The organism is Colwellia sp. MB3u-45, from assembly GCF_014077005.1.
In the GTDB taxonomy this organism is placed as follows: Bacteria; Pseudomonadota; Gammaproteobacteria; order Enterobacterales; family Alteromonadaceae; genus Cognaticolwellia.
In genome coordinates, this window is record NZ_JACGVC010000033.1 from 181,287 (window position 1) to 201,011 (window position 19,725).

The 19,725-nt window shown below is 38.7% G+C and carries 19 protein-coding genes and 1 tRNA gene; 18 read left to right on the forward strand and 2 right to left on the reverse strand.

The window, feature by feature from the left end:
- Positions 1 to 634 precede the first annotated feature (634 nt).
- From H4J41_RS01315 to greA, 7 genes are all read left to right on the forward strand, one after another.
- A complete protein-coding gene (locus tag H4J41_RS01315; RefSeq protein WP_182135261.1) occupies positions 635 to 1,627 on the forward strand; it encodes a ketopantoate reductase family protein in 993 nt (330 codons plus the stop codon).
- A 156-nt stretch (positions 1,628 to 1,783) separates the two neighbouring features.
- Positions 1,784 to 2,407 carry an FKBP-type peptidyl-prolyl cis-trans isomerase gene (locus tag H4J41_RS01320; protein WP_182135263.1) on the forward strand — a complete coding sequence of 208 codons (624 nt, stop codon included), beginning with the start codon at positions 1,784 to 1,786 and terminating at the stop codon, positions 2,405 to 2,407.
- A 71-nt stretch (positions 2,408 to 2,478) separates the two neighbouring features.
- On the forward strand, positions 2,479 to 2,928 hold the full coding sequence (locus H4J41_RS01325; protein ID WP_182135265.1) for a hypothetical protein: 450 nt from the start codon (positions 2,479 to 2,481) through the stop codon (positions 2,926 to 2,928).
- A 39-nt stretch (positions 2,929 to 2,967) separates the two neighbouring features.
- Positions 2,968 to 3,777, forward strand: coding sequence for a 4-hydroxy-tetrahydrodipicolinate reductase (gene dapB / locus H4J41_RS01330; RefSeq protein WP_182135267.1), 810 nt, complete (start codon positions 2,968 to 2,970; stop codon positions 3,775 to 3,777).
- Between the two features lie 304 nt (positions 3,778 to 4,081).
- Positions 4,082 to 5,239, forward strand: a complete 1,158-nt coding sequence (carA, locus tag H4J41_RS01335) for a glutamine-hydrolyzing carbamoyl-phosphate synthase small subunit (protein WP_182135269.1) — start codon at positions 4,082 to 4,084, stop codon at positions 5,237 to 5,239.
- Positions 5,240 to 5,268: 29 nt separating this feature from the next.
- Positions 5,269 to 8,487 carry a carbamoyl-phosphate synthase large subunit gene (gene carB / locus H4J41_RS01340; protein ID WP_182135271.1) on the forward strand — a complete coding sequence of 1,073 codons (3,219 nt, stop codon included), beginning with the start codon at positions 5,269 to 5,271 and terminating at the stop codon, positions 8,485 to 8,487.
- 154 nt (positions 8,488 to 8,641) lie between these two features.
- Positions 8,642 to 9,118 carry a transcription elongation factor GreA gene (gene greA, locus H4J41_RS01345; protein ID WP_146878345.1) on the forward strand — a complete coding sequence of 159 codons (477 nt, stop codon included), beginning with the start codon at positions 8,642 to 8,644 and terminating at the stop codon, positions 9,116 to 9,118.
- A 179-nt stretch (positions 9,119 to 9,297) separates the two neighbouring features.
- Here the strand turns inward: greA and H4J41_RS01350 are convergent, their stop codons facing one another.
- Together H4J41_RS01350 and yhbY are read right to left on the reverse strand one after the other, a co-directional pair.
- Positions 9,298 to 9,642 carry a rhodanese-like domain-containing protein gene (locus H4J41_RS01350; protein ID WP_182135273.1) on the reverse strand — a complete coding sequence of 115 codons (345 nt, stop codon included), beginning with the start codon at positions 9,640 to 9,642 and terminating at the stop codon, positions 9,298 to 9,300.
- Positions 9,643 to 9,870: 228 nt separating this feature from the next.
- Positions 9,871 to 10,167 (reverse strand): ribosome assembly RNA-binding protein YhbY, encoded by a 297-nt coding sequence (gene yhbY / locus H4J41_RS01355; RefSeq protein WP_182135275.1) that lies wholly within the window; start codon positions 10,165 to 10,167, stop codon positions 9,871 to 9,873.
- 217 nt (positions 10,168 to 10,384) lie between these two features.
- Between yhbY and rlmE the strand changes: the two genes are divergently transcribed.
- The 11 genes from rlmE (at position 10,385) to H4J41_RS01410 (ending at position 19,502) form a co-directional block, all read left to right on the forward strand.
- Positions 10,385 to 11,014, forward strand: a complete 630-nt coding sequence (rlmE, locus tag H4J41_RS01360; RefSeq protein ID WP_182135277.1) for a 23S rRNA (uridine(2552)-2'-O)-methyltransferase RlmE — start codon at positions 10,385 to 10,387, stop codon at positions 11,012 to 11,014.
- A gap of 68 nt (positions 11,015 to 11,082) precedes the next feature.
- Positions 11,083 to 13,044: an ATP-dependent zinc metalloprotease FtsH gene (ftsH, locus tag H4J41_RS01365; protein ID WP_182135279.1), complete on the forward strand. Its 1,962-nt coding sequence runs from the start codon at positions 11,083 to 11,085 to the stop codon at positions 13,042 to 13,044.
- Between the two features lie 190 nt (positions 13,045 to 13,234).
- On the forward strand, positions 13,235 to 14,014 hold the full coding sequence (folP, locus tag H4J41_RS01370) for a dihydropteroate synthase (RefSeq protein WP_182135317.1): 780 nt from the start codon (positions 13,235 to 13,237) through the stop codon (positions 14,012 to 14,014).
- Between the two features lie 68 nt (positions 14,015 to 14,082).
- The gene (gene glmM, locus H4J41_RS01375; protein ID WP_182135281.1) at positions 14,083 to 15,420 is read left to right on the forward strand and encodes a phosphoglucosamine mutase; all 1,338 of its coding nucleotides are present in this window, start codon (positions 14,083 to 14,085) and stop codon (positions 15,418 to 15,420) included.
- 126 nt (positions 15,421 to 15,546) lie between these two features.
- Positions 15,547 to 16,317, forward strand: a complete 771-nt coding sequence (gene tpiA / locus H4J41_RS01380; protein WP_182135283.1) for a triose-phosphate isomerase — start codon at positions 15,547 to 15,549, stop codon at positions 16,315 to 16,317.
- A gap of 1 nt (position 16,318) precedes the next feature.
- Positions 16,319 to 16,714 (forward strand): preprotein translocase subunit SecG, encoded by a 396-nt coding sequence (secG, locus tag H4J41_RS01385; protein WP_259363052.1) that lies wholly within the window; start codon positions 16,319 to 16,321, stop codon positions 16,712 to 16,714.
- 146 nt (positions 16,715 to 16,860) lie between these two features.
- Positions 16,861 to 16,945, forward strand: a tRNA-Leu gene (locus H4J41_RS01390).
- 749 nt (positions 16,946 to 17,694) lie between these two features.
- Positions 17,695 to 18,129: a hypothetical protein gene (locus tag H4J41_RS01395; protein ID WP_182135285.1), complete on the forward strand. Its 435-nt coding sequence runs from the start codon at positions 17,695 to 17,697 to the stop codon at positions 18,127 to 18,129.
- A gap of 76 nt (positions 18,130 to 18,205) precedes the next feature.
- Positions 18,206 to 18,946 (forward strand): abortive infection family protein, encoded by a 741-nt coding sequence (locus tag H4J41_RS01400; RefSeq protein ID WP_220460861.1) that lies wholly within the window; start codon positions 18,206 to 18,208, stop codon positions 18,944 to 18,946.
- 20 nt (positions 18,947 to 18,966) lie between these two features.
- Positions 18,967 to 19,293, forward strand: a complete 327-nt coding sequence (locus H4J41_RS01405) for a hypothetical protein (protein ID WP_182135287.1) — start codon at positions 18,967 to 18,969, stop codon at positions 19,291 to 19,293.
- Complete coding sequence (locus tag H4J41_RS01410) at positions 19,290 to 19,502, forward strand: hypothetical protein (protein WP_182135289.1); 213 nt, start codon at positions 19,290 to 19,292, stop codon at positions 19,500 to 19,502. The genes H4J41_RS01405 and H4J41_RS01410 overlap by 4 nt, the downstream gene beginning before the upstream one ends.
- Positions 19,503 to 19,725: the final 223 nt, after the last annotated feature.

The window sequence follows — 19,725 nt, forward strand, 5'->3', positions numbered from 1 at the left end:
TGTGTAAATAGCTTGTTTTTGTTCTTTTTAAGGTATTAAAGAGCCATTACTTCAAAGTATTTAATGAGCGTGAATGAAGGCTGATGATGTAAGGATTCTTCTTTAGGCATGATTTTTAGGCATGATTTCTAGGTATGTTTTTCAGTGTGAATAGCGTCGTTTGTTACGAATATAAAGTGGCAGTATGTCAGCGTCTAGCATCATAGAAAAATACATTTATTTCGCAGGTTATTGATAATTTTTATCTTCATATTCGTCAATGCGGATGACTCAATTAGGTTTAAGTCAGCTTATATATGCTTAAGGACACTTTATTTAGACAAAGCTTAGGCAAAGCTTTTATCTTAAAGTAAAAAGGGTAGAGAGCTTAAGCGTGAATTTGCTGTTATGCCTAGCGATACAATATTTACTTAAGAGCATACTATTTACAGGTCATTTTTAGGTGACAAAATTAATTGAAAAACCTGATTGAAAACCTATGTGTCATCATTTAGTTGGATTGAGCATTATTAATGCTAGCGAGTTATATTGGAATAAAGTGTACTTTTGCCACTATTTTCAAGCTTAAGCGTCTGACCATTTTAATTTCGCCATGGTAAACTTGAGCATAATTTATCGTATAGAAGGAAGAGTAATGCATTTTGTTATCGTGGGTTGTGGTGCTGTGGGTGGTTATTTTGGTGGCCGTTTAGCGCAGCATGGTGAAAATGTTACCTTTGTTGCCCGTGGCCAGCAATTTCAACGCATGCAAACCTCGGGCTTAACCATTAAAAGTATTGAAGGCGATGTGCAGCTTGATCAGGTTAATGTGGTTAATGCACAAAGCCTAACGGCAGAAACTTTGCCAACGCCTGCCGATGTTATTTTTCTCTGTGTAAAGTCGTTTCAGTTACCGGCGGCAATTGCCCAAATAAAAGCCCTGATTTTACCTCACACGCGGGTAATACCCTTATTAAACGGTGTTAATGCTGTTGATGTTATGCAAAAGCACGGTATTGCTTTAGAAAATATTTTTGGTGGTTTAGCAAAAATTATTGCTGAGAAAACAGCTGATGGCGTGATAAATCATACCGGTTCAAAGCCTCATATCACCTTAGGCGCTTTTAGTGATGAAGTGTTAGTGGACTCAAGAGTTGAACAACTTGATGAAGTAAAAGCTGATCAAGTTAAGGCAGAAGAAACAGAGCGGCTTAGTGCGATAGCGAAATGTTTTAAATTAGCGGGCATTAGCGTCGGGGTAACCAGTGATATTAAGCTGGCATTATGGCGAAAATTTATACTTGTTGCTGCTTGGGGGGCATTGGCTTCGGCAAGAAAACTGAACTTGGGCGAAATTCGTGCACAAAGCCATATTACATTTTTATTAGAACGTATTGTTAATGAATATGCCGATATTGCGCGCAAAGCAGGGGTAAAGCTTGGCGATAAGCATATAAAGGAGACTTTAAGTTTTTTATCACGCTTACCTGATAGTAGCGAAACATCAATGCAACGAGATTTGGCCGCTGGACAGCATTCAGAGTTTGATGTGTTAATGGCTTATCCTATGACCTTAGTGACCGAATTTAATCTCTCAGTCCCAGTGTTAACTCAGTGTTATCAAAAAATAATGCCAAATTCTCCATAGCGAAATGAGATGGCTAGCGATGAGTTCTCTAGCTGCATTAAAGTTAAAAAATTATAATAAATAACAAATTCACCCGTGCTAGCACTACAGAGAAGGTTAAATTTGTGCTATTGTATCGGCGAATTTTTATCGTATCAATTAAGTGAAGATTAAATAATGTCTGAAAATAAACTTGAATCAATCGAACAACGCGTAAGTTATGGTGTAGGTCGTCAACTAGGTGACCAACTACGTAACAATCCTTTTAAAGATTTTGACGTATCTGCTGTGCAAGCTGGTTTAGCTGATGCAATTGCTAATACTGCAAGCCAAGTATCTGACGAAGCACTTAATGAAGCATTTGGTGTTGTATCACAAAAGATGCAAGAGCTAGAGCAAGCAGAAGCTAAAGAAAAGTCAGCTGAAGGCGAAGCTTTCTTAGCAGAAAATGCAAAACGTGAAGAAGTCACAACAACTGAATCAGGTTTGCAATACGAAGTAATAGCAACAGGTGAAGGCGAAAAGCCAACAGCTGCTAGCACAGTTCGTGTGCATTACCACGGTACATTTAGCAATGGCGATATCTTTGATAGCTCTGTTGATCGTGGCCAACCTGCTGAATTTCCAGTTAACGGCGTTATTGCTGGTTGGACTGAAGCATTACAATTAATGACTGAAGGTACAAAATGGCGTTTATATGTGCCTTACGGTTTAGCTTACGGTGAGCGTGGCTCTCAAGGTGCAATTCCTCCGTATGCTACCTTGGTATTCGACGTTGAGTTATTAGCGATTATTAGCTAAGTAAACTATTTTTTAAAAGCCCTCAAATGAGGGCTTTTTTATAAGTATAATTTATATAAAGTAAATCCAGTTTGAGTTATATATCACGGATGCATAAATCAGCTATCGAACAATTTTTCCAGCGCTACCTAACAGCGTTTCATCAGCAAAACATGTCAGATATGCAACAATGCTATCAGTTGCCTTGTACTTTGCATACGCCCGATAAAGTGGTATTAATTGCGAGTAACAAAGTATTTGAACAAGAATTTTTAGATATATTTACCGTACTAAGTCATGCAGAGATAAAGCGTTTTGTCGCCTTAAAAGCCAGTTTTAGTCAGTTGAGTGAAACCCTGATACTAGCTTGTGTTGATTGGCAGTTTATTGGCCCTCAAGCCGAAGTTTTTACCGATTTTTCAGCATTTTATCATCTAGCTTTGAGCGAAGGGCAATGGCGAATTTTTAATGTAGTGTCACAAGACCTGAGCCAATCAATTGATTTAAAGCACGCTTTTAATATTTTTTATAATAAAGTATAGAACACCCCTTATAACATTATCGAGTAGGAAGACGTTGTCATGAAAGTGAAAGTAGCCATATTAGGTTGTAGTGGGCGCATGGGCCGAAATTTAATACAAGCGGCAATTGAGCACAAATCAGTTGAACTTGTAGGTGGTAGTGTTCGTGCGGGTTCATCATTTGAAAATTTTGATTTAGGTGAAATCGCTGGTATCGGTGCGATTGGTCAAAAAACTACGACAGACTATAAAGCATTGTTGGCTGCCGATGTGCTAATTGATTTTACCTCGATTGAAGCTACGCTTGAGCATCTTGACTGGTGTCAGCAGCACAACAAAGCCTTGGTCATTGGCACTACAGGTTTTTCTGATCAGCAAGTAGAAACGATCAAAATGGCAGGTAATAACATAGCCGTTATTTTGGCCCCTAATACCAGTGTTGGTGTAAATTTATTATTCAAGTTGCTTGAAGTTACGGCCAAAGCGATTGGCAACCATACTGATATCGAAATTTTTGAAGCACATCATAGATTTAAGAAAGATGCACCATCAGGCACAGCGGTGAAAATGGGCCAAGTTATTGCTGATACCTTAGGCCGAGACCTCAATAAAGTGGCGGTGTATGGCCGAGAAGGTATTACCGCAGAGCGCAGCCGAGAAACTATTGGCTTTGCTACTGTCAGGGCGGGTGATATTGTCGGTGAACATACCGCTTATTTTGCTGATATTGGTGAGCGCATTGAGTTGACTCACAAAGCAAGTTCAAGAATGACTTTTGCTTTAGGTGCAATGCGGGCGGCGTTTTGGTTAAGCGAAGCCCATGCCGGATTTTACGATATGCAAGATGTTTTGGGTTTTAAAGATAACTAAAATCCTACAGTAATTTAGCCAAATATTAGCGGGTTAATTTGTGCTATTTGCGAGTTAACTTTATAGAAAAGTGTTGTTTTTGGGGTCTTTACATCAATAACGTCAAAAACAGAGAGTTTTTACAATTATTACTAGACGAAAGACGCTTACAAGCGTATTATAAGTGGATTTTGTCAAAAATTTACTGTTCATGACGAACTGGTTAATATTTTTGACATTTTTTGTGCGTATCGCTTTTTATCGTTAATGGTTAAATTCTTAGTTATTTTACCATTAATTTTCTTTCTTCTTAACGGAGGTTACATTGACTAAATCTGCCATTTTAGTGCTTGAAGACGGCACTGTATTTAAGGGCACCGCTATCGGTGCAGAAGGGGCTGCTGTAGGTGAAGTAGTATTCAATACTTCAATGACAGGCTACCAAGAAATTTTGACAGATCCCTCTTATGCAGAGCAAATTGTTACCCTTACCTATCCACATATAGGTAACACAGGTACCAATAGCGAAGATGAAGAGTCTGACACTATTTGGGCAAAAGGTTTAGTAATTCGTGACTTACCACTGTTAGCAAGTAATTTTCGCAGTGAACAAAGTTTAGGTGACTACCTAAAAGCGAAAAATATTTTAGGCATTGCCGATATCGACACCCGTAAACTAACGCGCATTCTACGTGAGAAAGGCGCACAAAACGGTTGCATAATCGCGGGTGACTTAGTTGACGCCAGTGCAGAAGAAGCCAAGGCGCTAGCACAAGCACAAAGCTTTCCTGGCCTTAAAGGTATGGACTTAGCCAAAGTTGTTTCTACTACAACAGCTTACCAATGGCATGAAGGGAGTTGGGAACTAGGCAAGGGCCATAGTTCTTTTCAAGATAAGCCTGAAAAACTGCCATTTCATGTCGTTGCTTACGATTTCGGTGCTAAACGTAATATTTTACGTATGTTAGTAGACCGCGGCTGTAAAATAACGGTAGTACCGGCGCAAACTTCTGCTGAAGAAGTATTAGCCATGAAGCCCGATGGTATTTTCTTATCAAATGGCCCTGGTGACCCAGAGCCGTGTGATTATGCTATTACAGCAATCAAAAAATTCTTAACCACAGATATTCCAGTGTTTGGTATTTGTTTAGGCCATCAATTACTGGCGTTAGCCAGCGGTGCTAAAACGGTTAAAATGAAATTTGGCCATCATGGTGGAAATCACCCAGTTAAAGACTTTGCGCGAAATATTGTCATGATCACAGCGCAAAATCATGGTTTTGCTGTTGATGAAAATAGCTTGCCTGAAAACTTGAAAGTAACTCATACCTCATTATTTGATGGTTCAATTCAAGGTATTCATCGTACAGATAAAGCTGCATTTAGTTTTCAAGGTCATCCTGAAGCTAGCCCTGGCCCTGCAGATGCCGCACCATTGTTCGATCATTTTATCGATTTAATCGTTGCTGCTAAAAAAGCGTAGACCCTAGACAAGAGAAGAGAGAATATAAAATGCCAAAACGTACTGACCTAAAAAGTATCTTGATCTTGGGCGCGGGTCCAATTGTAATTGGTCAAGCATGTGAATTTGATTATTCAGGTGCACAAGCCTGTAAAGCACTTCGCGAAGAAGGCTACCGAGTTATTTTAGTTAACTCAAACCCTGCAACCATTATGACTGACCCAGAAATGGCCGATGCCACTTACATCGAACCTATTCATTGGGAAGTTGTTCGCAAAATTATTGAAAAAGAACGTCCTTGTGCGGTGTTACCGACAATGGGTGGTCAAACAGCGTTGAACTGTGCTTTAGAGCTTGAAGCAAAAGGCGTATTGAAAGAATTTAATGTTGAGATGATTGGCGCAACAGCTGATGCGATTGATAAAGCAGAAGATCGCTCTCGTTTTGACAAAGCAATGAAGGCAATTGGTTTAGACACGCCAAATGCTGAAATTGTACATACGATTGAAGAAGCACACGCCGCCAGTAAAATTTTAGGTTTCCCTTGTATCATTCGTCCTTCATTTACCATGGGCGGCACGGGTGGTGGTATTGCTTATAATATCGAAGAGTTCACTGAAATATGTACGCGTGGCTTAGACCTTTCTCCAACGTCAGAATTATTGATTGATGAATCTTTAATTGGTTGGAAAGAATATGAAATGGAAGTGGTTCGCGACAAAAATGATAACTGTATCATTATTTGTTCGATTGAAAACTTTGACCCTATGGGTATTCACACCGGTGATTCTATTACGGTTGCTCCTGCGCAAACGCTAACCGATAAAGAATACCAAATTATGCGTAATGCCTCGATTGCGGTATTACGTGAAATTGGTGTTGAAACCGGTGGTTCAAACGTACAATTTGGTATTTGTCCTGATACTGGCCGCATGGTTATTATTGAGATGAACCCTCGTGTTTCTCGTTCATCAGCACTTGCTTCAAAAGCAACGGGTTTCCCCATTGCCAAGATTGCTGCCAAATTAGCCGTAGGTTATACACTTGACGAGTTAACTAACGATATTACTGGCGGCGCAACACCAGCGTCATTTGAGCCGACTATCGATTATGTTGTGACTAAGATCCCACGTTTTAACTTTGAAAAATTTGCGGGTTGTGAAGACAGATTAACCACTCAAATGAAATCAGTTGGCGAAGTTATGTCAATTGGTCGTAATCAACAAGAATCACTTCAAAAAGCATTACGTGGCTTAGAAGTGGGCGTAAATGGTTTTGACTCTATGGTTGATGTAACTCAACCGGGTGCTAAAACTAAAATCATGCATGAGCTTCAAGAAGCGGGCGCTGACCGTATTTGGTATATTGCTGACGCGTTTCGCTTAGGCTTAACGGTTGACGACATTTACCGCTTAACCATGATTGACCGTTGGTTCCTCATTCAAATTGAAGATATTGTTTTAGAAGAAGCAAAAGTCGCTGAAGGCGGTTTAAAAGTATTAACAGCCGATTATTTACGTAAATTAAAACGTAAAGGTTTCGCTGATTCTCGTCTTGCTGATTTAATTGGTATTGCTGAAGCTGAAGTGCGTAAGAAACGTCATAAAGCGAATATTTTTCCAGTATACAAACGTGTTGATACTTGTGCGGCAGAATTTAGTTCAGACACCGCTTATATGTATTCAACTTATGATGAAGAGTGTGAAGCAAATCCGACAGATAAAGAATCAATTATGATCTTAGGTGGCGGTCCAAACCGTATTGGCCAAGGTATTGAATTTGATTACTGTTGTGTACATGCGGCATTAGCATTACGTGAAGATGGTTATGAAACCATTATGGTGAATTGTAACCCTGAAACGGTTTCAACGGATTACGATACATCAGACCGTTTATATTTTGAATCTATCACTTTTGAAGATGTGTTAGAAATTGTACGTATTGAAAAACCTAAAGGTGTCATCGTGCAATATGGTGGTCAAACACCACTTAAATTAGCCCGTGCTTTAGAAGCGGCTGGCGTACCCATTATTGGTACATCTCCTGATGCCATCGATAGAGCAGAAGATAGAGAGCGTTTTCAACAAGCGGTAGACCGTTTAGGTTTGTTACAACCTGAAAATGCTACGGTAACGTCACTAGAAGAAGCCATGGCTAAAGCTGAATCAATTGGCTTCCCATTAGTTGTTCGTCCATCTTATGTATTAGGTGGTCGTGCAATGGAAATTGTTTATGACCTAGATGATTTACGTCGATACATGACAGAAGCTGTTAGCGTTTCAAATGACTCGCCAGTATTGCTTGATCACTTCCTTGATGATGCGATTGAAGTTGATATTGACCTAGTTTGTGATGGTACCGATGTAGTTATTGGCGGCATTATGCAACATATTGAGCAAGCAGGTGTTCACTCAGGTGATTCTGCATGTTCATTACCGGCATATAGTTTAAGTCAAGAAGTACAAGATGTTATGCGTCAGCAAGTTACTGACTTAGCTTTTGAACTTGGTGTTATTGGTTTAATGAATACGCAAATGGCTGTAAAGGATAACGAAGTTTACATCATTGAAGTGAATCCTCGTGCTGCCCGTACCATTCCATTCGTTTCAAAAGCGACAGCAGTGCCTTTAGCGAAAGTTGGTGCGCGTGTTATGGCTGGCACAACATTGAAAGAACAAGGGATCATTAAAGAAATTATTCCTCCATACTTTTCTGTGAAAGAAGTTGTTATTCCGTTTAACAAGTTTCATGGCAGTGATCCTTTAGTAGGACCTGAAATGCGCTCTACGGGCGAAGTAATGGGTGTAGGTAATACGTTTGAAGAAGCGTACGCAAAAGCTTGTTTAGGTGCTGGTGTTTCAGTACCTAAATCCGGCCGAGCGTTAATTTCTGTTCGTAACAGTGATAAAGTACGTGTAGTTGAATTAGCAAAACAGTTGGTTGCTTTAGGATACGACGTAGATGCTACTCATGGCACTGCAGTGATATTAGGTGAAGCTAATATTCCTTGTCGCCTGGTGAATAAAGTGCAAGAAGGTCGACCGCATATTCTCGATAGAATCAAAAATGGTGAATATAACTATATTATTAACACCACAGAAGGTCGTAAAGCGATTGAAGATTCTAAAGTTTTGCGTGGTGGTGCTTTACGTTACAAAGTCGCATATACTACAACCTTGAACGCTGCATTTGCCGTTTGCCAATCGCATGCTGCAGATGATCGCAATACCGTAACTTCAATACAAGAGTTACATAAACGCTGCAAATAAACGGCTAAATAATGAATTTGCTCATGGTGTGAAAACATGAATACAGAGCAAATTCATTTTAAACTTTATTTAAGCGAATTATTTTCTAAAGGTGGTTAACCTACTCATAGTAGTTAGGGTAAGCCGCCTTTCTTGCTAGAAAAAGAAGAGTGAAATGACAAAATACCCAATGACACTTCTTGGTGCTGAACAGTTAAAAGAAGAATTAAGAATTTTAAAAACAGAAAGACGCCCACGTATAGTCAAAGATATTGCTACTGCTCGTGAGCATGGTGACTTAAAAGAAAATGCTGAGTACCATGCGGCGAAAGAAGAACAAGGTTTCTGTGAAGGCCGAATTCAAGATATTGAAGGCAGGTTATGTAACGCACAAGTCATTGACGTAACAAAAATTCCTAATACCGGCAAAGTTATTTTTGGCACAACAGTGAAACTGCTTAATCTTGATACTGACGTTGAAGTAACTTACAAAATAGTGGGTGACGATGAAGCGGACTTTAAAACCGGACGTATCTCATTAAACTCGCCAATTGCTCGCGGTTTAATTGGTAAAGTAGTTGATAGTGAAATTGAAATTACTACCCCTGGTGGCGTGGTTGAATATGAAATTATTTCGGTAGATCACCTTTAGCATCTATGGTCATTTAACCTTATTTGACATGAGTTACCTATGTTAAATGAAAGCTATGTTAAATAGTGAAATGGTTAAATTTATTAAATAATAAATATGTTAACTGAAAAGCAAACCCACTTAATAGTAGATAAGTGGGTTTAAGGTGATTAAAACCAGTGACATTAATTTATAATATGTTACTGGTTTTTTTGTGCTAGACAAACATTGTTATGATCGCAACTAATCGCTTTAACATTAGTATAGCCAATGCGTTGCAGCTGCTCAGCAGCCAATGTGGCACGACCACCAGAAGCGCAATGGAGATAAATTTCCATATCCGCGTTAGTACAATATTTAGCAATGTTCATCTCTAATACACCACGTGGAATGTTTATTGAATTTGTTACTGGTGAGGCAGCCGTCTCAGCAGGCTCTCTAACATCAATAAATGTGGCATTTTTGTGCGTAAATGCTTGTGCGGCGCTAACACAATCAACAGAGTTTTTAGCTTGTGCAACTAACTCAGGTACCGATAAAATCATTCTAAACCTTACATAAATTTATGTGATAGCTATAGTCTATGCTAAGCATAAAACTTTGTATATTAGTTTTTTCTAATATTTGCTTTTTCTAATGTTTAGTTTGGTGGTTCGTTTCATTAGCAGCAAGCTAGTCATTTATGGATGAGTTTGGTTTTAACAAAATATAAAGTCCAAGACATAAAAAAAGAGCCGAAGCCCTTTTTTACATTACCAAAGCATTTAAATTAATTACATTTTTGGTATACGAATTTTCTTTTCTTCTGTTTGGCGAAAGATAACTAAGGTTTTACCGATCACTTGTACTTGAGTTGAATTAGTTTCACGACCAATAGCTTCAATAATAAGTGCTTTGGTTTCACGATCTTCTGTAGGGATTTTAATCTTAATTAATTCATGGTGGTTTAACGCGTAGTCAATTTCTGCAACTACTGCTTCGGTAAGGCCGTTATTACCTAGTAATACAACGGGTTTAAGGCTATGTGCCAGACCTTTTAAATACTGGATTTGTTTTTTATTTAAGTTCATTAACAATTATCATTACAAGTTAGCTTGAATTTTTGCTATTTTAACTCCATCTAGTGTGTATTACTAATTTTGTTTACGAAGTGTCAGCTTTTTACCGTATTTTTATGGTTTTTTTTTGGTTAATATAGTCATGTCGTTATTTTATTGGCAAATAAGACAAATCGGTATCTCGAAATGCAAGCAAGCTTTAAACAACAAAAATATATAAGTGGATTGAATGAGTAAGAATAAAGTCAGTGTCAGTAGTGCCCGATGGCTAAAAGAGCACTTTGATGATGAATATGTAAAAAAAGCACAAAGATTGGGCCTACGCTCACGTGCTATTTTTAAAATTGAAGAGATAAATAATAAAGATAAATTGATCAAGCCTGGTATGAAGGTGGTTGATTTAGGTGCGGCTCCTGGCGGTTGGTCTGAATACGCCACGAAAGTGGTTGGTGATAACGGGCAAGTTGTTGCATGTGATATTTTAGCAATGGCCCCTATTGCCGGTGTTGATTTCCTGCAAGGTGACTTTCGCGAAGAAGCGGTACTCAATGCTTTATTAACTCGCATTAATGGTAAGAATATCGACGTTGTTATGTCTGATATGGCAGCAAATTTTACTGGTAATGATACTGCAGACGCGGCCCGTAGCATGTATTTAGTGGAACTAGCACTTGATATGTGCAATCAAGTTTTAAAGAAAGACGGCGCTTTTGTAGTGAAAGTGTTTCAAGGAGAGGGCTTTGAGCAATTTATGAAAGATGCTCGAGTCGCATTTAAAACCGTTAGAACTCGCAAGCCTGAATCATCACGTGCTCGTTCACGTGAAGTTTATCTTGTGGCGACTGGCTTTAAATTGTAGTAAATTATAGTATATTGGGTGGAATTATTTCATCGCACCATTTTGAACATTAGCAAGAGGTCATTAAGTTGAGCGATATGGCAAAAAATCTTATTTTATGGTTAGTTATTGCAGTTGTATTGATGTCTGTCTTCCAAAGTTTTACCCCTGGAAGCGGCAAAGAACAACAAGTGGATTACACACAATTTGTCCAAGACGTACGTCAAGGTCAAATTAGAGAGGTCGACGTTGATAGAAACGGCGTCATTAATGGTATTAAACGTAGCGGCGAAAATTTCGTTACCGTTATTCCTGGTGGCTATGATCGTGATTTAATCAACGATTTAGTGAAGCAAGGTGTTAATGCATCAGGTGAGTTACCGGAAGAAACTAGTTTTTTAACTACTATTTTTGTTTCTTGGTTCCCCATGATATTGCTTATTGGTGTATGGATTTTCTTCATGCGTCAAATGCAAGGTGGTGGTGGTAAAGGCGCGATGAGCTTCGGTAAATCGAAAGCGCGTTTATTAGGTGAAGATCAAGTTAAAACTACTTTTGCCGATGTTGCGGGTTGTGACGAAGCAAAAGAAGAAGTTGCTGAATTAGTAGATTATCTAAAAGAGCCTTCACGCTTTCAAAAATTAGGTGGTCGCATTCCATCAGGTGTTTTACTGGTTGGACAGCCAGGTACGGGTAAAACCTTGCTAGCTAAGGCTATTGCGGGTGAAGCGAAAGTACCTTTCTTTACCATCTCTGGTTCAGACTTTGTTGAAATGTTTGTCGGTGTGGGTGCTTCTCGTGTTCGTGATATGTTTGAACAAGCGAAGAAAGCTGCGCCTTGTATTATCTTTATCGATGAAATTGATGCTGTAGGTCGCCAACGTGGTGCTGGTATGGGTGGCGGTAATGATGAGCGTGAACAAACACTAAACCAAATGCTAGTTGAAATGGATGGTTTTGAAGGTAATGAAGGCGTTATTGTTATTGCCGCCACTAACCGCCCTGACGTATTAGATCCAGCATTATTACGCCCTGGTCGTTTTGACCGTCAGGTGACTGTTGGTTTACCTGATATTCGTGGTCGTGAACAAATTCTTAAAGTGCATATGCGCAAAGTACCTTTAGGTGATGATGTTAAAGCATCAGTTATTGCTCGTGGTACCCCTGGCTTTTCAGGTGCTGATTTAGCTAATTTAGTTAACGAAGCCGCTTTATTTGCTGCACGTTCAGCACGTCGCGTTGTTGGTATGGCTGAATTTGAAAAAGCAAAAGATAAAATCATGATGGGCTCTGAGCGCCGTTCTATGGTGATGAGTGAGTCAGAGAAAGAAATGACCGCATATCATGAAGCAGGACACGCCATTGTGGGTCGTTTAGTGCCAGATCATGATCCAGTGTATAAAGTCAGTATTATGCCGCGTGGTCGTGCCCTAGGTGTTACTATGTACTTACCGGAACAAGACCGTTTTAGTCACAGTAAGCAGCATTTAGAAAGTAATATCTCATCTTTATATGGTGGTCGTATTGCAGAAGAACTTATTTACGGTTTTGACAACGTATCAACGGGTGCTTCAAATGACATTGAACGTGCAACACAACTTGCACGTAAAATGGTCACGCAGTGGGGCTTTTCTCAAAAAATGGGTCCTATGCTATTTGCTGAAGAAGAAGGTGAAGTATTTTTAGGTAGATCATCGTCTAAGTCGTTAAATATGTCTGATGAAACTGCCCGTGCTATTGATGACGAAATTAAAGACTTCATTAATCGTAACTATGAACGTGCGTCAACTATCTTAAAAGAAAATGAAGATATTTTACATGCGATGAAAGATGCCTTAATGGAATATGAAACTATTGATGCATTGCAAGTTGACGATTTAATGAATCGCACTAAAGTTCGTCCACCAGCTGATTTTGGTGCCAATGACTCTGATGGTAAATCAGATAATAATGCCGATTCTAGCAAACCATCAGAAAAAGCAGATGAAGATAAAAAACCATCAGTTGAGCCTACTAGCGCCGATGATGCTTCAGATGCTCCTGCTAAATAATTAGCAAGATAGCATTAAGAGCCCCAATGGTTTAAATCATTCGATTTATTAACTATTGGGGCTTTATATTATGTAAAGTTTGATTATTTATTTCCATTGCTATTAATTAACAAAAATCAACAGAGAGAATGCGGTGTTAAATCGTCTTAATTTTTCAAATTCATTAGTAGATTTATCAACACCACAGGTAATGGGTATTCTTAATGTTACGCCTGATTCCTTTTCAGATGGTGGCAAATATACGCAATTCGATTATGCGCTTGAGCAAGCTGAGCAGATGATTGCTGATGGCGCTATCATTATTGATATTGGCGGCGAGTCAACACGGCCTGGCGCTAAAGCGGTTAGCGAAAGCGATGAATTAGCACGGGTTATTCCGGTATTAAAGGCAATTAAACAACGATTTAATATTGTAGTCTCTATTGATACCAGTAAAGCCTCAGTGATGAGTGCTGCGATAGACGCGGGCGCTGATATGATCAATGACGTGCGTGCATTGCAAAACGATGGCTGTTTAGCCGCTATTGCCAACAGTAATATTCCGGTTTGTTTAATGCATATGCAAGGCATACCTAAAAACATGCAAAATAGCCCAAGCTATGACGATGTTATTAATGATATTATAGTGTTTTTTCAACAACGTATTGACACTTGCATAAGCGCGGGCATCGCCCGAGAGCGGCTCATATTAGACCCAGGTTTTGGCTTTGGAAAAACCCTAGAGCAAAACTTTTATTTGCTGGCCAATTTGTCTAAATTTAATCAATTAGGTTTACCTTTACTTGCCGGTTTGTCGCGTAAGTCTATGATTGGAAATTTGTTAAACCGAGAGGTTGAACAACGTCTTGCGGGCAGTTTAGCTACTGCAATTATTGCAGCCCAGCAAGGAGCCCATATTATTCGCGTTCACGATGTTCAAGAAACGGTGGACGCATTAAAAGTATTAAAAGCGGTAACTGATCAGCAATAAACGGTTACGTTAAACAGTGATGTATTAAAAAGGCTAATGCTAAAGCGATTAGCACAAGGGAGAAAGTAATGTCAGAAAGAAGATATTTTGGTACCGATGGAATTCGTGGCTTAGTCGGTCAATACCCAATTACCCCAAAATTTGTGATGAAATTAGGTTATGCCGCCGGTCGTGTTTTGGCTGCACAAGGCACTAAAAAGGTCTTAATTGGCAAAGATACTCGTATTTCAGGCTACATGCTGGAATCTGCATTAGAAGCGGGCCTTTCTGCCGCAGGTATCGATGTAGGCCTATTAGGGCCAATGCCAACACCCGCTATTGCTTATTTAACCAAAACTTTTCGTGCTGAAGCCGGTATTGTGATTAGTGCTTCGCATAATCCATATTACGATAATGGTATTAAGTTTTTTTGTCAAAACGGCCAAAAGTTACCTGATGATGTTGAATTAGCCATTGAAGCTGAATTAGACAAAGACATGGGCTGTGTTGAATCAGCGCACTTAGGCAAAGTTACGCGTATTGCTGATGCAGCAGGTCGCTATATCGAATTCTGTAAGAGTAATTTTCCAAGTCACTACTCATTAAAAGGTATGAAAATTGTAGTCGATTGTGCGCATGGCGCAACATACCATATTGCCCCTAGTGTTTTTCGCGAGCTAGGCGCCGAAGTGATTGAAATAGGTACTTCACCTAATGGCACCAATATTAATCATGAATGTGGAGCCACATCGATGGCAGCCATCAGTGCTGCGGTTATTGAGCACCAAGCTGATTTAGGTATTGCACTCGATGGTGATGGTGACCGCTTAATGATGGTTGATCACACAGGTTATGTGATGGATGGTGATGAAAGTGTTTATGTTATCGCTTGTAACGACTTAAAAAATGGTAAAATTGACGGTGGTGTTGTTGGTACTTTGATGAGCAACATGGGCTTAGAGCTTGCCCTTGCTGATTTAGATGTGCCATTTGCCCGCAGTAAGGTGGGTGACCGCTATGTCATGGAAATGCTAAAGCAAAAAGGCTGGAAATTAGGCGCAGAAAACTCAGGACATGTCATTAACTTAAATCATACCTCAACAGGTGATGGTATTATTGCTGCATTGAATGTATTAACGGCTGTGTGTAATACCGGTAAAACATTATTTGAATTACGCCAAGGCATGAAAAAATTACCACAGATTTTAGTCAATGTAAGGTTTTCAGGTAACAGCGATCCTTTAATTGATCGTGATGTTGTTGCCGCGGTGAATAAAGTTAATGAAATATTAACGGGTCGCGGTCGTGTGCTATTAAGAAAATCAGGTACTGAACCCTTAATTCGTGTGATGGTTGAAGGCCCTGAACATCATGAAGTTACTGGCTTAGCACATGAAATTGCCGAGGCTGTAAAACAAGCTTTTTAGTCAAGAATGTTAGTTGATTTTAACGGTCGAGTGAATAATGAGCAATTAAACATGATATTGCTTGAATTACTTGTATCTTGCCGGCAGGTTAGTTAATATCTCGCCGCTTTGATTTAGGAATGAAAAATGAATAGACGTGCAATAGTTGCAGCAAACTGGAAAATGAATGGCAGTTTGGCATTAGTCAACTCAATGGCTTCAGAGTTAAGTAAGGTTACGTTAAATAAAAATGTTGAAGTTGTCGTTTGTCCTAGCTTTCCATATTTAGCGGCATTTAGTTTGGCAAGTTCGAAGGCGAACTTAGCAAGCACGTTTAGTTTAGGTGCGCAAAACCTAAGTGAACATGCTAAAGGCGCTTTTACAGGTGAAGTATCAACATCAATGTTACAAGAAGTTGGTGTTAACTACGTTATTGTTGGACATTCTGAACGTCGTAGTATTTATAAAGAATCAAGTTCATTGGTTGCAGAAAAAGTTCAGGCGGCATTAGCTGCTGGCCTTAAACCTATTTTGTGTGTAGGTGAAAGTGAAGAAGAACGTGTAGCTGAACAAACCGAACTCGTTTTAGCCGCGCAATTACAGCCGGTTATTGATGAAATTGGTATTGAGAAATTTGTAGATGTTGTTATTGCGTACGAGCCTGTTTGGGCAATAGGTACTGGAAAAACAGCATCGCCAGAAATGGCACAAACAACCCATCAGTTTATACGCGAATTTATCGCGAAAATTGATGAAAACGTCGCAGTTAAAGTGCCATTGTTGTATGGTGGCAGTGTCAATGCGACAAACTGTGAAGAATTATTTGCACAAGCTGATATCGATGGTGGATTAATCGGCGGTGCTAGTTTAAAAGCCGAGGAATTTAAAATAATTTGCTCGGCAGCAAAGGGAAAATAAAATGTTGTATCAAGTGTTAATTGTAGTGTATTTGATCGTTGCGTTGTGTTTAATTGGCTTAGTGCTGATGCAACAAGGTAAGGGCGCAGATATGGGCGCATCATTTGGCGCTGGTTCATCAGCCACTATTTTTGGTTCAAGCGGTTCTGGTAACTTCTTAACAAAAGCGACAACTTACTTAGCGATAGCATTTTTTGCCATCAGCTTAGTTTTAGGTAACTTAACTGCTAACCGCGTTAATGCAACTGACGAGTGGAATAATATTGAAACTCCTGCTGGGCAAATAGCTCCAGCGACAGATGCTATACCTACTGAGAGCGTTGAGCCTAAAGCTGAAAACGCTGACGTACCTGGTAGTGACGCTGCTGTAAAAAAAACTAGCGACGTACCAAACTAGTTTTAAGATATTTGCAGATTTGGCGGAATTGGTAGACGCGCCACACTGAGGGGTTGTAGCCTCAAAAAGTTAACTTGTTAATTAACCTCATTATTAGCAAGCTAGCAAGTTAACTTAGTAAAACAGATAGTATAGTTTAGTATTGCGCGGTTGTGGCGGAATTGGTAGACGCGCCAGCTTGAGGGGCTGGTGATTTAGGTCGTGGGGGTTCAAGTCCCCCCAACCGCACCACTAAACTTATACAAATAGACATTTAAAGGCCGATTCGTAATGAATCGGCCTTTTTTCGTTTGGTGCTAATTGGTATTTATTTGGTTGCTAATTATTCCTGGCGGGTTAGCAATATCGGCAGATACTTCCCTGACATAGATCTTATATTTGTCTTCATCTTAGATAAAATTTATATTTTTAATCTGATATGTCACTCAATTAGTCGGCTTTCAAATAACCATCAAACCATCAAATCAATGCACTTAAACTAAATGATGTATATTGTCATTAATGTTCGGGAAAGTGTCTAATAATCGCTGTTTAGAGTGTTCTGATGGGAAAGAACTACTTTAGCTATTGGTATTATTACGAATACTAACTTTGTGCGTAGTGCTGACATTACAGCTAAAAATCTTGCCATATATTTTCTAATAAATTAACTACTAGCGTAAACGATGTAATGCCCTTTTATATGGAAGCCAGTATGATTTTTCGAGGTGTGTTACTAAGACGTCTTAGTAACACACCATTTATTATAATAAACACTAAATAAAACCACTTAACCATATGAACTTAATGTGTTTTATTTGTTTTTTGTTTAGGTTGTATTACTGAGAGGTCTTAGTAACACGCCCTAATATATATGTGATTTAGCATTACTGGTTTCTAATGCTTTGAAAGTATGGGATATTGATGTTAATTAAATGTTATTTACGGTGCGTCTATCGCTAAGGCGTGTACATAATAAGCTGTTAGTTTGAAAGGGAAGTATGGAGTTAATTATCACCTCAGAGTATAAGGAAAGGCTTCACAATATTGTGAGTAGCTATCAAATACCAGTTGAGGGAATTGAAATTATTTCTGATATACAAGCTTGGTGTAAGGAACGAAATATTCCTGAAAAAAATGCACTTCTAACAGGTAAATGTCTAAAAAATAATAAAACAGGAAAACACTTAATTCTATTACGCTCGGAGATTAGTGAAAGTATGCAGCGTTCAATTATCCGAGCAATAAGCATTCGAGGTTTCAGCGAAAAAATTAATTTACTTGAAACATCTTGGGGTTTCCTAAAACATTTATTATTCCACGAACTTGGTCATGCAAAAGATAATAGTTGGTCAGAAACTCAATGTGACGAGTGGGCATTTTCAATGATGGAGCAAGTTTCAAACTATAAGTCATTAAAACAGGACAAAAAATAGTTGGTTTTGTCCTGCGTCGCTTATTTTAACCAACTATTTTTTGCCTCTTAATGAGGCGTTAGCTAATAAGGAATTTATGAGCATTAATTGGATCTCTGCATTTAATCGATTATTCCCTGTCATCGATAAAAAAGGAGACACTTACTTTAGTGGGCCTAGCTTTATCAAAATGGCACAACAAGTCACGTATGATTTGCCTGATTATCAAATTTATATTGATCGTCGTAATAGGCTGGGTAAAAGCTCGACTAGGCGAGTCTTCTATTGGGATATAATTGAATCTCTAACAGAAGATCAAAGATATGATCTATTTCGTCTATTTATCGAATCACTCGAACCTCATGCAAGAGAAGCAATGAATGACTTAAAAGAGTTCATTTTTGGTGGTAGTTCTGGTGTTCCCAAAGTAAATATTCCAGCTGAGTTTTCAAGTGCGGAAAAACTCTCGAGATCTCTGGCAGAAATAGATAAAGCAATTGAATCTGGTCAGCATAATCGTGCTGTCACTATGACTTACACTTGTTTGGAAGGTCTTTACAAAGCTTACATAAATAAAAATTTACCTGAATCGTCTTCTATAAATGATTTATTACCGATGGCTAAGTTAGTGAAAAATGACATACTCGATAAAGTTAAAGGTACTAGCCAAGCTCCAGAGCAAATAATAAACTCTATCCCTACAATCACCAATGCTATTGCCAACTCGCGGAATAGTTTTAGCGACTCACATTTTGATGAAGATGCGCAAAATTGGTTATCTGTTTATACAAGAGACCTTACTAATTCAATTGGTCGCCTGTTGTTGCATTTTATTTGATTTATTCAACCAAATAACTAATGCCTTGCGCTGAATATAGATTGTGGTTAACGGGAATCTCAACACCAATATGTTTTAGCGGTGCTTATATATTCCAAAATTCATCTCCTGTATTTGAAATACTCATAAGTGTAGGTACTTTTCCTATTATTAGTGCTTGTTTAGGCTTTATTTTCTTTGCCATATTTAAACCTGAAAAACTACAATCGGAAGACTATCAAATTAGGCATGAATCTCTTCAAATAATTCAACAAAAGTCAGGTTCTATTGAATTACCATCAGTTTCCCTTGAAAATATTGCTAACCCAGCGGCAAGAACATTAACAGATAGTGGAGTTGAAAAATGAAAACATATTTAATTTCATTTACTTCTGCTAAGTATCCTTCGATTCAAAGAAAAGATATTTTGGACTTTTTAGATACGCAATTTATTATTAAAAATTGGTATGGAATCATGCCATACGCGATACTTGTCTCTTCGGAAGACGATATTAATTCCAGCGATATATCTAAGATATTAACCGGAAGATTTCCATCTAATTTACATTTCTTGTAACTCAGACAACATATGCCGACGGTATGGCAAATAAAGAAGTTTGGGACTTTATTAATAAACCTAAATCTTCAGGTCGGTGGAAGTGATTTATAAGTCATTTAAGCAGGACTAAATAGAGCGGGCTGTTCGCTTCGCTCCATTTTAGCCCACAATATTTAGCTTCTTAATGAGGCGTTGCAGTTAACAGGACACCCATGATAACGAGCAGCCCAAAAAAATAGTT

Bases quoted from the DNA above. Each gene is read 5' to 3' on its own strand.
- rlmE (WP_182135277.1), top strand. From the start codon at position 10,385: ATGAGTAAGAATAAAGTCAGTGTCAGTAGTGCCCGATGGCTAAAAGAG.
- H4J41_RS01315 (WP_182135261.1), top strand. From the start codon at position 635: ATGCATTTTGTTATCGTGGGTTGTGGTGCTGTGGGTGGTTATTTTGGT.
- H4J41_RS01405 (WP_182135287.1), top strand. From the start codon at position 18,967: ATGCCTTGCGCTGAATATAGATTGTGGTTAACGGGAATCTCAACACCA.
- H4J41_RS01410 (WP_182135289.1), top strand. From the start codon at position 19,290: ATGAAAACATATTTAATTTCATTTACTTCTGCTAAGTATCCTTCGATT.
- H4J41_RS01320 (WP_182135263.1), top strand. From the start codon at position 1,784: ATGTCTGAAAATAAACTTGAATCAATCGAACAACGCGTAAGTTATGGT.
- carB (WP_182135271.1), top strand. From the start codon at position 5,269: ATGCCAAAACGTACTGACCTAAAAAGTATCTTGATCTTGGGCGCGGGT.
- H4J41_RS01350 (WP_182135273.1), bottom strand. From the start codon at position 9,642: ATGATTTTATCGGTACCTGAGTTAGTTGCACAAGCTAAAAACTCTGTT.
- glmM (WP_182135281.1), top strand. From the start codon at position 14,083: ATGTCAGAAAGAAGATATTTTGGTACCGATGGAATTCGTGGCTTAGTC.
- yhbY (WP_182135275.1), bottom strand. From the start codon at position 10,167: ATGAACTTAAATAAAAAACAAATCCAGTATTTAAAAGGTCTGGCACAT.
- tpiA (WP_182135283.1), top strand. From the start codon at position 15,547: ATGAATAGACGTGCAATAGTTGCAGCAAACTGGAAAATGAATGGCAGT.
- secG (WP_259363052.1), top strand. From the start codon at position 16,319: ATGTTGTATCAAGTGTTAATTGTAGTGTATTTGATCGTTGCGTTGTGT.
- greA (WP_146878345.1), top strand. From the start codon at position 8,642: ATGACAAAATACCCAATGACACTTCTTGGTGCTGAACAGTTAAAAGAA.
- H4J41_RS01395 (WP_182135285.1), top strand. From the start codon at position 17,695: ATGGAGTTAATTATCACCTCAGAGTATAAGGAAAGGCTTCACAATATT.
- folP (WP_182135317.1), top strand. From the start codon at position 13,235: ATGGGTATTCTTAATGTTACGCCTGATTCCTTTTCAGATGGTGGCAAA.
- dapB (WP_182135267.1), top strand. From the start codon at position 2,968: ATGAAAGTGAAAGTAGCCATATTAGGTTGTAGTGGGCGCATGGGCCGA.
- H4J41_RS01400 (WP_220460861.1), top strand. From the start codon at position 18,206: ATGAGCATTAATTGGATCTCTGCATTTAATCGATTATTCCCTGTCATC.